Annotated in this window: 10 protein-coding genes; 3 read left to right on the plus strand and 7 right to left on the minus strand. The window is 61.6% G+C overall.

What is annotated here, in order from left to right:
- Positions 1–180 precede the first annotated feature (180 nt).
- The 4 genes from ACFSCT_RS05285 to phaC form a co-directional block, all read right to left on the minus strand.
- Positions 181–1104 (minus strand): Hint domain-containing protein, encoded by a 924-nt coding sequence (locus ACFSCT_RS05285; protein ID WP_379140709.1) that lies wholly within the window; start codon positions 1102–1104, stop codon positions 181–183.
- Between the two features lie 874 nt (positions 1105–1978).
- Positions 1979–3091, minus strand: a complete 1113-nt coding sequence (locus tag ACFSCT_RS05290) for a Hint domain-containing protein (protein ID WP_379140710.1) — start codon at positions 3089–3091, stop codon at positions 1979–1981.
- 527 nt (positions 3092–3618) lie between these two features.
- Positions 3619–4071 carry a Phasin gene (locus tag ACFSCT_RS05295; protein WP_379140711.1) on the minus strand — a complete coding sequence of 151 codons (453 nt, stop codon included), beginning with the start codon at positions 4069–4071 and terminating at the stop codon, positions 3619–3621.
- A 165-nt stretch (positions 4072–4236) separates the two neighbouring features.
- A complete protein-coding gene (gene phaC, locus ACFSCT_RS05300; RefSeq protein WP_379140713.1) occupies positions 4237–6762 on the minus strand; it encodes a class I poly(R)-hydroxyalkanoic acid synthase in 2526 nt (841 codons plus the stop codon).
- 97 nt (positions 6763–6859) lie between these two features.
- Between phaC and phaZ the strand changes: the two genes are divergently transcribed.
- A complete protein-coding gene (gene phaZ / locus ACFSCT_RS05305) occupies positions 6860–8230 on the plus strand; it encodes a polyhydroxyalkanoate depolymerase (RefSeq protein WP_379140714.1) in 1371 nt (456 codons plus the stop codon).
- A 113-nt stretch (positions 8231–8343) separates the two neighbouring features.
- Here phaZ and ACFSCT_RS05310 read toward each other — a convergent pair whose 3' ends face one another.
- Positions 8344–9093 (minus strand): alpha/beta hydrolase, encoded by a 750-nt coding sequence (locus ACFSCT_RS05310; protein WP_379140716.1) that lies wholly within the window; start codon positions 9091–9093, stop codon positions 8344–8346.
- A gap of 139 nt (positions 9094–9232) precedes the next feature.
- Here ACFSCT_RS05310 and thrS point away from each other — a divergent pair, with 139 nt between their 5' ends.
- Positions 9233–11179 carry a threonine--tRNA ligase gene (gene thrS / locus ACFSCT_RS05315; protein WP_379140718.1) on the plus strand — a complete coding sequence of 649 codons (1947 nt, stop codon included), beginning with the start codon at positions 9233–9235 and terminating at the stop codon, positions 11177–11179.
- A 207-nt stretch (positions 11180–11386) separates the two neighbouring features.
- Positions 11387–11593: a cold-shock protein gene (locus tag ACFSCT_RS05320; protein WP_379140730.1), complete on the plus strand. Its 207-nt coding sequence runs from the start codon at positions 11387–11389 to the stop codon at positions 11591–11593.
- A 121-nt stretch (positions 11594–11714) separates the two neighbouring features.
- Here ACFSCT_RS05320 and ACFSCT_RS05325 read toward each other — a convergent pair whose 3' ends face one another.
- Positions 11715–12056, minus strand: a complete 342-nt coding sequence (locus ACFSCT_RS05325; protein ID WP_379140720.1) for an arsenate reductase family protein — start codon at positions 12054–12056, stop codon at positions 11715–11717.
- A gap of 149 nt (positions 12057–12205) precedes the next feature.
- Positions 12206–13522, minus strand: a complete 1317-nt coding sequence (locus ACFSCT_RS05330; RefSeq protein WP_379140722.1) for a DUF3422 family protein — start codon at positions 13520–13522, stop codon at positions 12206–12208.
- Positions 13523–13697: the final 175 nt, after the last annotated feature.

Genomic DNA, 13697 nt, shown 5'->3' on the forward strand with positions numbered 1-13697 from the left:
GCTGTGCGCAGTCGCGTGGCGGGAGACAATCGGTTTTCTTCCCGCGGACAGTGATTTTTCTCACCAGCGCGCTAAAATACAATTACGTCACACGCTGAGAAATTCAAAACAGCGGTCGGTTCGCGAACAATTCGGGCGGGCCCGCGATCGGAGCCCGCCTGTAAATGCCTCGCGGCGGCGTCAGATCAGCGGTTGGCCCGCATTCACGTGACGCTTGGTCAATTGCCTGCCGCGCCGGCCATTGGCGATGATCCGGGCGGGAATGGCGGGCGTCCCGCCGTCCAGCAGCGCGGGAAACAGCGCAAATATCTCGGTGCGGGCCGCTGGACCCAAAGTTTTCAGCGCCTCGGCCCCGGTATAAAGGCTTTCAGTTTCCGCACCATTGGCAAAGACGACCTCGTGCTGGTCGAACAGAATATGGAAATATTCCACCGGTTTCAGATCGTCGACGATTTCAATGCCGTTCAGCGCGACAAGCTGTTTTGCGGCCACCAGAACCTCGGAGGCGCCAAACATCCGCTGCGCGATCTTTGAGCGCACCAGAATGCGGTGCTGCGGACTGACACACAAATCAGTCTCGGGCAGGCCGTGCCCAAGCGCGCCGGCCATTATGCGGATCGGGCGCAATTCGGGATGAAGCGCCAGACGGGCCGAGCCGAGCGTGGTGCTGACAATCAGTTCGATTTTCCTGGCACCGCGATCCTTGGTCAAAACCAGATCGCCATTTGAAAGGTTCTCGACCAGAACCTCGCCCAGCGGCGTGGCGATACGGGTGCCGCGCACCAGACAGGGCGGCCCAAGCGTGCCGGGACCGAAGGGATCGAAGTTGCCCTGTCCGGGCTTATAGTCCGGATCCAGCATCGTGACCGTCGGGTCCACCAGCGAGATCAAGACGCCGGAACCGGAGGTGCTTATGGAAACGCCGTCAGTCGAGAATGCCGCCGTATTATCCAAATCGCCGTCGCCATCAATGTCGGCGCTGGCGGTGGCGACACGCGTCCCGAAACCCGAGGGCTGCGAGGGAATATTGTAGTCAAGGTTATTTCGCGATGCGTAATCCAGCATCGCCGTGCGAAGCTCGGTCGAGTTGACAGCGCCAAACACGCCCTGTCCGCTGCTGTCGTTGTCGATAATAACAATATCGTATTGGCCAGCCCCCGCCGGACCGGAAGCGGGTGTCGTGGGATGTTGTGCGTCAAACTCCGCCTGCGTCCCGAACCAGACCCTGACCGGGGTGCTCGCGCTTTGCAGAGTCCATGGCGCACCCTGATTTGTATTGGTGCGGCCCATATCAGTTAAATACCAGGTAGCGGAAATCGACATCACACACTCCGATGGCCAGCAATAACCTGCCCGATGCAAGGTCATAAAGAAATATTTATTGCCAGCCTCCGTTAAAACTCAACATAATTTAATTGGACCTGTACAAAAGGATAGATTTTCAGCATGTGATTGAAACCAGTTCATCACGGGCTTCAGGCAAGCCATTTAGCTTTTTCGTTCGTATTATAAAATAGCCGGCAGCGCAGGCCCTGCGGTATGTGAGTTTAATTACGTATAAAAAACTGAATCTGCATGAATCATCAATGAAATAGGCGCCATCAAGAAAGCCACTTTCAAAGAATACGGGTGAGGCAAGATGACATTTCCCGCATGGGGTTAGTCTGCTTCACCCGGCATCAGGCGAGACGGAATGTAATATTTTTATCGGTGGAAGAAGCCGGAAATAGATCAGAGATGCTGACATTACGGGTTCGAAATAACCCGCAAAGCACCCGATAGCCGCGCATCACCAGACGGAAAACATCAACGCGCGCGGTCCTTCATCTGCGCCAGGACCACAAGTGCTTTTCGCGAATACTGAGTGGCGAAAGGCCATCGGGTCGCGATCGGGCGCGGCAGCCAATACCCCTGAACGAAAACAAGCCCCCGTGACGGGGGCTTGTTTCAGACGTTCCTTCCGATGCCGGCGCGGCGATCAGAGCAGCGGTTTTCCGGCGTCCAGATGCCGCTGCGCCAGCTGCTGTCCACGGCGCCCCGAGGCGATGACGCGGGCCGGGATCGGCATGGCCCCCCCGTCGCGCAGCATGGGAAACAGGGTCAGGATTTCTTCGCGCGCAGCCTTTCCCACGCTGCGCAGCGCCTCGGCCCCGGTATAAAGGCTTTCGGTTTCCGCGCCGTTGGCAAAGATGACCTCGTGCTGGTCGAACAGGATGTGGAAATATTCCACCTGTTCCAGATCGTGGACGACCTCGATCCCGTCCAGCGCGGTCAGCCGTTTCGCCGCCACCAGAACCTCGGGCACGCCGAACATCCGTTGGGCGATTTTCGAGCGTACCAGAATGCGGTGCTGCGGGCTGACGATCAGGTCGGCTTCGGGAAGCCCGTGCCCCAATGCGCCCGCCGAAATGCAGACCGGGCGCAATTCCGGGTTCCACAGCAGTTCGGAGGGGCTGAGCGTCTTGCCGAGGATCCGGGCGATCCTCTTCGCACCGTGATCCTTGGTCACGACCAGATCGCCATCGGACAGGTTTTCAACCGCCACCTCGCCCAAAGGCGTCGCGACACGGGTTCCCCGGGTCAGACAAGGCGGCCCGAGCGTACCGGGACCGAAGGGTTTGAAGTTCCCCTGCCCCGGCTTGTAGCCCAGGTTCGCGTTGGGCAGCGTCGGATCCTCCAGCGAAATCATCACCGCCTTGGTCGAGCTTTGGATGGATTTGCCGTCGATCGCGAAAGCCGCAGTCTTTTCGATTTCGGGATCGCTATCAATATTCGCGTCCGCCGTCCCGACAAACCCGGCATTGTTGCTCAGGTTATAAGTCAGGCCGGGGTTGTTTGCGTCATAGGCCAGAAGCGCGTTGCGCAACTCGGTCGAATCGACCGCATGCGGCGTGCTTTGGCCGTTGGTCGAGGTGCTGTCGACGATAATCAGATCATAGGGCGGCGAACTCGGATTTTCCGCCGACTTTTCAGCCGCAGTTCCGAACCAGACCTTGACCGGGGTGCTGGTCGTCCCGATGGACCAATTCGTTGTCTGGGTATTGGCACGGGTAAGATCGGTCAAATACCACGTTGCCTTGATTGAAGCCATGAAACCCTCATACAGCTAAACGTGAGCGGCCGTTTCAGACCGCATTCCGGCAGAAATATCACCAAATCGAGACGAGCGTCCACACACAACTGCGTAAAATTTGAGATCTTGCCATAAAAGATAGGCGAACGTAATTTTATCATTTTGTTTCAGTATATTATCGGCTGAACATCGCGAGAAGAGCACAATATCCTCTTGCATAAACTGAATGCAGTTTTCTGTATGCAGGAATATGTGGAATACCGTTAACGTTAATTGTCAGATCAGCTCCAAGGTGTATTTACGCGCAATTTACTCGCGTCGGCTGCAAATGCAGAACACACCAATAAGGCGAGTAACATGGAATCTTATCTGGTGAAATACAGCAAATTAACGATACCAAAAAACGAGAATTCGGCATGACAGCGCATCGCCATAAGCCGCGCATCGTAACAATCGAAAACCGGCCTCATCCGACCCTTTGAACCGGCCATGAAAAAACCCGCCGCACCATGGTGCGACGGGTTTTCCGATCGGCGAAAAGCCGATCAGGCTTTGGCGGCGTCGGTCGCTTTTTTGACCGCGGCCTGAGCCTGACGGGTGGTTTTCTGGGCAGCCGACTGCGCGTCTTCGGCAAAGTCCTTGCCGGCGGCCAGCATCAGGTCGACGGTGTCCATCTGAACTTTTTTCGCGACTTCGGCGAAAGCAGCCATGTGCTCGGCGGCCAGCTCGGCCTGAGCCGAAGCGAAATCGCTGACGGCTTTGGTGTATTCCGAAGCGTCTTCTTTCTGCGAGGCCAGCTCACCCACGCGGGCGATGGTGTCTTTGGCCCACTGAGCGCCGATCTCGGTCGAACGCTCGGCGGCGCGCAGGGTCACGCGGGCCATTTTCTCGCCCAGGGCGCCCTGGCTGCGGATCGCGTCCTGGAACGACGAGGTGTCGACCGGGACGTTCGACAGCATGTCCTGGAAGGCTTTGGTGTAATCGGGGGTCTTTGCCATGATATTCGTCCTTTTGGGATTGTGGCGCTGATCCGCATCCGGGCGATCACCGCCGTTGTAACCGTGGCCATGATATAAATGCCGCAACGCAGCATTGCAAGATCGAACTTGCTGCGCTGCGGCGCAATTTCGCTTACGGTAATCCCAAATCAGAAAATCCGGCCCTTATTCGGCCGGATTTTCAATCACGTAGCTTCCCGGCGCGGCGGCGAGTGATTTTCCGCCATGGGTCGCGTCGCGTGCCGGGACCATGCCGCCAGAGCGTGCCGCCAGCCATTCCGCCCACATCGGCCACCAGCTTCCGGGATGGAACCGGGCCTTTTCCAGCCATTCCCCCTGCCCCGAATCGAATCCGACGGTCGAGGTGTAATGTCCGTATTTACCCTTTGACGGCGGGTTCACGATGCCGGCGATATGGCCCGACTGGGACAACACGAAGGTGCGGTCCTTCGAGCCCATCATCGACACGCCCCGCCAACTGTCTTTCCACGGCGCGATATGGTCGGTTTCACAGGCGATCGCGCAAAGCGGAAGCTCCACGTCGGACAGCCGTACACGCTGTCCCTTGACCGTGAACCCGTCCAGCGCAAAGGCGTTCTGCTGGCAAAGGCCGCGCAGATAATCCATCGCCATGCGCCCGGGCAGATTGGTGCCGTCGCCGTTCCAGAACAGCAGATCGAAGGCAGGGGGCGCCTCGCCCATCATATAGCTGCGGATCGCCGGTCCCCAGACCAGATCATTCGCGCGCAGATAGGAAAACGTCCGCGACATCAGCGCCGAGGGCAGAATGCCGGAACGTTCGACCTCGGCCTCGATCCCGTCGACGAAATCATCCTGAAGAAACGCCGTGAACTCGCCCTGATCCGAAAAATCGGTCAGCGTGGTGAAGAACGTGGCCGAGTTGACCCGATCATCGCCCCGCTTGGCCATCAGCGCCAGCGTCAGCGCCAGCGTGGTCCCGGCGATGCAATAGCCGACCGCATTCAGCTTTTGCTGGCCGGTCAGCTCAAGCACCTTCGACATGATGTCCAGATAGGCCGTGACATAATCGTCAAGCGACACCTCGGCCATGTCCGTACCCGGATTGCGCCATGAAACCACGAAAAGCGTGAACCCCTGATCGACGGTCCAGCGGATCAGGCTGTTCTGCGGTTTCAGATCGAGGATGTAGAACTTGTTGATCCACGGTGGAAAAATCACCAGCGGCAGGGCATGCACCTGTGGCGTGGTCGGCGTGTACTGGATCAGTTCCCACAACGGCGCGCGATGGACCACCTCGCCCGAGGCGGTGCCGATATTCTCGCCCACCCGGAACGCCTGCCGGTCGGCCAGCGACACCACCAGTTCGCCATCGTTATATTCGACGTCGCGGACAAGGTTCTCCAACCCCTTGACCAGACTTTCGCCCTCGGTCTCGATCGCGCGTTCCAGCGCGTCCGGGTTGGTGGCCAGAAAATTGGTCGGCGCCAGCATGTCGACGATCTGCCGGGTCAGCCAGTTGATACGGCGGCGGTCGATCTCGCTGTCGACATCAAGCCCGGCGGCGGCATCCTCCATGGCGCGGGCGTTGATCTGATACTGGCGTTTGACGAAATTGAAGAACGGATGAGATTCCCACAGCGGGTTCTTGAACCGCCGATCCTGAGGGCCGTCGTCGGGCGGCGCCGCGATCTTGCCGCGCGACAGCGCGTTTTGCGCATCGGCATAATGCTTCAGCGTCTCGCCCCAGAACTTGACCTGTTGTTCGATCATCCGGCCCGGCTGCTCGGTCCATTGCTTCCAGACCGCGGCGCCGGCGCGCAGATACAGATCCTGTCCCGGCCCCTCGACCCCGGGGTTCAGCGGCCGCTTGCGCGCCAAGGCCGCCATCAGCCGTTGACCCAGCGCCTCGATCCGTTCCAGATTCTGCGCCATGGCTTCGGTCAGGGCGATACGCTCGGACGATACCTCGTCAGGCGCGGGCACCTCGGGTATTTTCGGGGCTTCCGGGGTGACCGTCTTCTCCGTCGCGGGCGTTACGGGCGCGGTCTGCGAGGGCTTCCCTGCGGCTGCGGTTTTTTCGGCGGCTTTCGGTTTTGCCGCAGACTTGGGTCTTGCGGCGCGCTTCGGCGCGGGCGCGGCACCCTCTGCCACGGATTTTTCGGGCGCAACCCTTTCAGTCGCAGTCTCGGTAACGGTGCTTGCGGCGGGCTTGCGCGTCTTGCGGACCGGCCGCTTGTCGGTGCGGGTGTCGCTGCGCTGTTCAGAGCGGACGACGCGGGCACGGTCGGTCTTGGTCGCGGCCTGCCGGGCGGTCTTTTTCGCCGGCGGCTTTGTTGCCGGCTTGCCCGGCGCGCCCGTGTCAGTCGTCGGTGTTGCTGTTGGCGGCTCTGCCGGCGCGGGCGTCTTTACCCCGGTTTTCGCGCCGGTGGTTTTCGCGCCGGTGGTTTTCGCGCCGGTGGTTTTCGCGCTGGCGGCTATAGCGCCGGTTTTCGCGTTAGCAGCTTTCGCGCGCGCGGTTCGTGTACCCGCAGCTTTCGTACCCGCAGTTTTCGCACCCGGCGCTTTCGCCCGATCACCGGCCGCCTTGCCGGCGCCAGCGGCGCCCGATGCCGCCCGTCTGCGGGTTTTCGGGGTCGCCGCACCATCCGGGGCTTTATCCGGGGCCGCCCTGCGACCATGGGATGTCTTCTCCTTGTCGTCGCTTGCCATGACCTCACCCCCCCGCTACGTTTGCCTTACCATTTAACCCCTGCGCGAAAGCCCGGTAAAGGGCCGGAATGACGCGGGGCACGGACAGGATGCGAATATGAAGCAACTCGGCATCAAGGGAATCGTGTCCTATGACGCGATGGAAACCCTGCGGAACACCAATGAATGGCTGGGCGCGACCGCCCGCGCCATCGCCAGTTATCCGGTCTGGGCGCTGTCCCCCAACCCGATGTTCAAACTGATGTCCGCCTGGGGCCGTGTCACCGAACGCAGTTTCGGCCGCATGGTGATCAAACCGGACTGGAACATCCCTTCGATAAACGGGCCGGACGGGCAGGACCACATCGTGCGCGTCAAGCGGATCATGTCCAAACCCTTCGGCGACCTGATCCATTTCGAGGTCGCGCGCCGCGACCCCCAGACCCGCCGCGTGCTTCTGGTCGCGCCGATGTCGGGCCATTACGCGACGCTGCTACGCTCGACCGTGACCAGCCTCTTGCCCGATTGCGAGGTCTATGTCACCGATTGGCACAATGCCCGCGACATTCCGGTCAGCGAGGGCAAGTTCGACGTTGAGGATTACACCCAGTATCTCGTTGATTTCATCCGCCACCTCGGGCCCGAGATCAACGTGATCGCGGTCTGCCAGCCGGCGCCGCTGGCGCTTGCCGCGACCGCCGTCCTCGCCGAAGAGGATCCTGCCGCCCAGCCGCGCAGCCTGACCCTGATCGGCGGCCCGATCGACCCCGACGCCGCCCCGACCGAGGTCACCGATTTCGGCAACCGCATGACCATGGGCCAGTTGGAGCAGTTCGTGATCCAGTCGGTCGGCTTCAAATACGCCGGCGCCGGCCGCATGGTCTATCCGGGGCTGGCGCAGCTTTCCTCGTTCATCGCCATGAACGCCGAAACCCACGCCAAGGCCTTCATCGACAAGATCATGGCCGAGGCGCGGGGCAAGGGCTCTGAACGCGACCGCCACAACAAGTTCTACGACGAATATCTGGCGGTCATGGACATGACGGCAGAATTCTATCTTTCGACGGTCGAGCGGATCTTCAAGAACCGCGAGATCGCGCGCAATGCCTTCACCATCAACGGCAAGCCGGTCGATATCGGCCGCATCACCAATGTGGCGGTGATGACGGTCGAAGGCGCCAAGGACGATATTTCGGCGCCGGGTCAATGCGTTGCGGCACTCGATCTGCTGACCGGCCTCGATCCTTCGAAGAAAAGCCAGCATCTGGAGCCTGACGCCGGCCATTACGGCATCTTCGCCGGCCAAAGCTGGCGGCTGAACATCCGGCCCTTGGTGATGGATTTCATCGACGAGGCCGCCGGCGCCACCACCCCGCGCCGCCGCAAGAAACAACTGCGCGTCGTCGAGGACGAGGTGACGCGTGCCGGCGCGCAAGGCGGCTCGGCCCGGGCCGACGCGCCCCCGAACAAGGGCGATATCGCGGTCTGATCGCGCGGCGCCGGCCGGCCCGGCAGCCCGCTGCGCGGTCGGCTAACCGCCCATCCGGTTGACCGCCCCCCATTAACCCGCCCGCGTTGACCGCGCCCGTTAACCGCACCCCGTCAACGGACCGCCCCGACCAGTTCCGCAACGGTTTGGCGGATCAAGGTCAGGCAGGCCGGAGTCGAGAACCGATGATCGGCGCCAATGACCAAGGTCAGCCGGACGTCGTCGCCGGTGACATGCGACAACAGCGCCATCGCCCAATCGACCGGCACATCCGCGTCCTGCGTTCCCTGAAGCATCCGCACCGGAAACGGCAGATGCAGCGGTTTTTGCAGGACCAGGTGGTTCCTGCCATCCTCGATCAGCCGCCGGGTGATCGGATAGCCCGCGGGATCATATTCCGAGGGCCGGATGACCTGCCCGTCGCGCATCAGGGCGGCGCGCTCATCCGCGTTCATTTCGGCCCAGAACCCCTGTTCGGTGAAATCCGGCGCGGCGGCGATGGTCACCAGACCTGCCACCCGTTCCGGCGCATGCCGCGCGATCAGCAGGCTGATCCAGCCGCCCATGCTGGACCCGACCAGCACCTGCGGCCCCTGCGTCTGCGCCGCGATCACCGCCAGCGCGTCCTGATACCAGTCGCCGATCGCGCCATCCTCGAACCGGCCGCCGCTTTTACCATGCCCGGAATAATCGAACCGCAGAAACGCCCGGCCCTCGGCCCGCGCCCAATCGGCCAGATCCAGCGCCTTGCTGCCCTGCATGTCGGATTTGAACCCGCCCAGAAAAACCACGCCGGGCCCTTTGCCCGCCACCGCGTCAAAGGCGATCCGCCGCCCCTGCGTCGTATCCATGAACCGCGCCATTGTCTTCCTTGTCCAAATATCCAGCTTTGGGCAGGACGCTAGGCCGGTTGACACCCGCCGTCAAACCGCGCACATACCAGCCGTAAACATAACCCGCAGCCGGGCGTTCCGTGGGCGCCAAACCGACGAGGAGGACATTATGTCCCAGATTTCCCTGACATTTCCCGATGGCAATTCGCGCGAATATCCCGCCGGCGTAACCGCCGCCGAGGTCGCCGCCTCGATCGCGCCCAGCCTTGCCAAGAACGCCATCAGCGCCAGCTTCGACGGCCGTCACGTCGATCTGTCATGGCCGATCGGCGAATCCGGGGCGCTGCGGCTGAACACGATGAAGGACGCCGATCCGGCGCTGGAACTGATCCGCCACGATCTTGCCCATATCATGGCCCGCGCGGTGCAGGAACTCTGGCCGGATGTGAAGGTCACCATCGGCCCGGTCCGGGATTTCGGCTGGTTCTATGATTTCGACCGCGCCGAACCCTTCACCCCCGAGGATCTGGGCGCCATCGAGGCGCGGATGAAACAGATCATCGCCGCCCGCGACCCGGTGCGGACCGAGGTCTGGGACCGCAACCGCGCCCTTGCCTATTACAAGGACCGCGGCGAGCCCTTCAAACTGGAACTGATCGACCGCATCCCCGAAGGCGAGGATGTGCGGATGTACTGGCATGGCGATTGGCAGGACCTGTGCCGGGGTCCGCATCTGCAGAATACCGGGCAGGTTCCGGCGGATGCCTTCAAGCTGACCCATGTCGCGGGCGCCTATTGGCTGGGCGATGCCGCGCGCCCGATGCTGCAACGGATCTACGGCGTCGCCTTCCGCAACCGTGATGAGTTGAAGGCGCATATGACCATGCTGGAGGAGGCCGCGAAGCGCGACCACCGCAAGCTGGGCCGCGAGATGGACCTGTTCCACCTGCAGGAAGAAGCGCCGGGCATGGTGTTCTGGCACCCGAACGGCTGGACGATCTATCGCGCGCTTGAGGATTACATGCGCCGCCGCCTGACCCGCGCCGGCTATAAGGAGATCCGGACGCCCCAGGTCGTGGACCGGATTCTTTGGGAAAAATCAGGCCATTGGGAAGCCTATCGCGAAAACATGTTCATCGTCGAGGTGGATGAGGAAGGCGCGAAGGAAAAGCGGATCAACGCGCTGAAGCCGATGAACTGCCCCTGCCATGTGCAGGTCTATAATCAGGGCCTGAAATCCTATCGCGATCTGCCGCTGCGTCTGGCCGAATTCGGCTCGTGCCACCGTTACGAAAGCTCGGGCTCGATGCACGGGCTGATGCGGGTGCGCGGCTTCACCCAGGACGATGCGCATATCTTCTGCACCGAGGATCAGATCGAAAGCGAATGCGCCGCTTTCATCACTCTTCTGGCCAGCGTCTACAAAGACCTTGGCTTCGACAGCTTTGAAATCAAGCTGTCCACCCGCCCCGAGGTCCGCATCGGCAGCGATGAGGATTGGGACAAGGTGGAAACCGCTCTGGAAAACGCCATCCGCAAGACCGGCAACGAATATGAGATCGACCCCGGCGAAGGTGCCTTTTACGGGCCGAAGCTGGATTTCAAGCTGACCGACGCGATCGGCCGGAAATGGCAATGCGGCACATTCCAGGTCGACCCGAACCTGCCCACCCGGCTTGATGCGGAATATGTCGGCGAGGACGGCGGCAAGCACCGGCCCTATATGCTGCACCGGGCGATCCTTGGCTCGTTCGAGCGGTTCATCGGGATTCTGATCGAGAACTATGCCGGCAAGATGCCGCTGTGGCTCGCGCCGCGTCAGGTGGTGGTGGCGTCCATCGTTTCGGGGGCGGATGATTACGTGGCCGAAGTGGTCAACGCCTTGAAAGAAGCCGGTATTCGCGCCGAGGCCGACACGCGAAATGAGAAAATTAATTATAAAGTTCGCGAGCATTCGGTCGAAAAGGTGCCCGTAATCCTTGCAATCGGCATGAAAGAGGTCGAAGATCGATCAGTGTCGCTACGCAGATTGGGCGACAATCGCAGCGAATCAATTCCCTTGGCGGCGGCCATTGAAACCTTGACCGCGGAAGCCAAAGCGCCTGACATGACCTGAGTGCGGCATTTTGCCGCCGAAAATCGACTGGTTGACGTAGCGGAAACCTGCCTTCGGCGTTTCCGCTTGCGTTTCTGCGCGAATCATCCACTATGTCCGATGCGTGAGCAGGACTTTCTACCGCCTCCCTTTCACGGGGCAGCCGGTTCGATGGGCTGCACGGCCTGCGGCATGTTGCCGCAGGATATTATGAAGGAGAGAACGGTAATGGCTACCGGCACCGTCAAATGGTTCAATTCCACCAAGGGTTATGGCTTCATCGCGCCCGATGATGGCGGAAAAGACGTTTTCGTACATATCTCTGCCGTTGAGCGTGCGGGCCTTACCGGTCTGAACGACAACCAGAAAGTCAGCTATGAGCTGCAGTCCGGCCGCGATGGCCGCGCCTCGGCCTCGGATCTGAAACTGCTCTGACGGCATCGCGCCTGCCGCCGCCCCGCTTGGGGATCCGGTGATCTGGTCGCGCAACCATGAGATATCGGGCGACCCTGTTCCGCAGGGTCGCCTTTTCTTTCTGAACGCGAAGGCGCTGGATCTATACCGGAACGCCGAAGGCGCGCTTGACGTTGGCCGTCCAGCCCAGCGTGTGCTTGTCGCCCGCGATAATCGCCGGGCGTTTCATGACCGATGGATTCGCCGCGATCAGATCCGCCGACGGCAGGGCGCGCTCGGCCTCGGAAAAGCCCCGCCAGGTCAGCGACGCCCGGTTGATCAGCTTTTCCCCGAACAGATCCAGCATTTCGGTCCGTTCAGCCTGACTCAGCGGCTCATCCTTGACGTCCCTGAACGCGACCTGCCATCCGGCCTGCGCAAGCGCATCGCGCGCCGCCTTGCAGGTCGAGCATTTGTTCAGCCCGTACATCCTAAGCGCGGGCATCAGATCAACGGCACAAGCGGCACATTGCAGCCGGCAAGCGCCAGCAGCAGGGTCACGGAAACGATCAGCCGCATCGGTTATCCTTCTGTTCTGCCGCTTTTACGGCTTTATGGCCGCCCTGCCCCGGCGATACAACGCGTTTTGAGCGCCTATTCCTGATCGTGATCATGCAGCCTGCGGCGGATGCGGCGCATCCCCAGCCAGACGCAAAGCACGACCACCGGCACCAGCAACGCCGTCAGCACGGCCTTTTCGATCCCGATCGCCTCGGCCGGCGGCCCCAGCATATAGCCCAGCAATCCGACCGCGTAATAGCTGATCGCGACGACGGAAAGCCCTTCGACCGTATGCTGAAGGCGCAGTTGCAGGTCGGCGCGCCGATCCATCCGGGTCATGATCTGCTGATTCTGGGCCGAGCGATAAACATCGACGCGGGTCCGCAGCAATTCACCGGCGCGGGCGGCGCGTTCGATCATGCTGCGCAGCCGTTCCTTGGCCGATTTCACCGTACGCATGGCCGGGTCATAGCGGCGCATCATGAACTCGGTCAGGGTCTGGCGTCCGGTGAACCGGGTTTCGCGCAGCACGTTGATCCGGTCGGTGACGATCGCCTCATAGGCCGCGGTGGCGCCCAGCCGAAAGGTGCTGCGCATCGCCAGCCGCTCCAGCGCCGATGATACGGTCAAGAGATCGTTCAGCGTCTGTTCGGCCGTCCGCTCGGGGTTGCCGTTTTCGGCAGCACCACTCATATCCGCGACCAGCCCCGACAGTTGCGGCTCAAGCGCGTTCATCTGGGCGTTCAGGCCGCGCGCCTGTTCCAGCCCCAGCATCGACATGGCGCGATAAGTCTCGATCTCCAGCAGGCGCTGGACGATACGACCGATGCGGCCGTCCCCGACCCCGGGCCTGACGAAAACGGCGAAGCGCATCCAGCCGGCCGGGTCGATGCGAAAATCGCCGGCGACGACCGCCGATTCGTCCAGCACCCAGAACGCCGCAAGGCTGTCGCCGACGAACCATTCGTCCAGCAAAGGCTGTATTTCGGCCGCGTTCTCGGGCAAAAGCGCGACCTGCACCATCACCGAGGCCACGCGCAGACCCGGGGCCCGCGCCTGCCATTCCTCGGGGAAAATCGCGCCGGTCGCCGGATCGAAAGGCGTCGCGGGCAGGCCCGGGAAAAACCCGGCGTAGGTGACGAACTCGGTGTGCTGTTCCCAGCGCAGATCATAGCGCCCGGCACGGGCCGCGTAATGGCTGGACTGCGGATCGGGCGCCGGCGCGCCATGCCGCCGGGCGAGCTCGGCCAGATGGTCCACATCCGCCGACAGGTCCCGGTTCGCGGCGTCTTTCGGTTCCTTGAACGCGACATAGACCACCGTGCAAGGCGCGCTCAGCAACGGCGAGGGCCGTGCATGAAGCTCATTCACAAGCTGGTATCGCAGGGGGTGTTCATCCATCGGTGCCATGGCGCGAGACTAGCCGGGTCAGGCCATCCAACAAACCGGAATTGCGCTAAGGCGTCGAAATCCGGTCCGGTCCTGTGCCAACTTCGCCGCAATCGCCGCCAGACCCGGGCTTAGGTGTTTGATCCCATGGTTTGATGGTGCGATCCTTTCTTGGGAATGGAAGGATGCCCTATGG

The organism is Paracoccus pacificus (genome assembly GCF_042680785.1).
Taxonomy (GTDB): Bacteria; Pseudomonadota; Alphaproteobacteria; order Rhodobacterales; family Rhodobacteraceae; genus Paracoccus; species Paracoccus pacificus.

Excerpts from the sequence above, each read along its gene's own strand:
- ACFSCT_RS05290 (WP_379140710.1), bottom strand. The coding sequence starts at position 3,091 with ATGGCTTCAATCAAGGCAACGTGGTATTTGACCGATCTTACCCGTGCC.
- ACFSCT_RS05295 (WP_379140711.1), bottom strand. The coding sequence starts at position 4,071 with ATGGCAAAGACCCCCGATTACACCAAAGCCTTCCAGGACATGCTGTCG.
- phaC (WP_379140713.1), bottom strand. The coding sequence starts at position 6,762 with ATGGCAAGCGACGACAAGGAGAAGACATCCCATGGTCGCAGGGCGGCC.
- phaZ (WP_379140714.1), top strand. The coding sequence starts at position 6,860 with ATGAAGCAACTCGGCATCAAGGGAATCGTGTCCTATGACGCGATGGAA.
- ACFSCT_RS05310 (WP_379140716.1), bottom strand. The coding sequence starts at position 9,093 with ATGGCGCGGTTCATGGATACGACGCAGGGGCGGCGGATCGCCTTTGAC.
- thrS (WP_379140718.1), top strand. The coding sequence starts at position 9,233 with ATGTCCCAGATTTCCCTGACATTTCCCGATGGCAATTCGCGCGAATAT.
- ACFSCT_RS05320 (WP_379140730.1), top strand. The coding sequence starts at position 11,387 with ATGGCTACCGGCACCGTCAAATGGTTCAATTCCACCAAGGGTTATGGC.
- ACFSCT_RS05325 (WP_379140720.1), bottom strand. The coding sequence starts at position 12,056 with ATGCCCGCGCTTAGGATGTACGGGCTGAACAAATGCTCGACCTGCAAG.
- ACFSCT_RS05330 (WP_379140722.1), bottom strand. The coding sequence starts at position 13,522 with ATGGCACCGATGGATGAACACCCCCTGCGATACCAGCTTGTGAATGAG.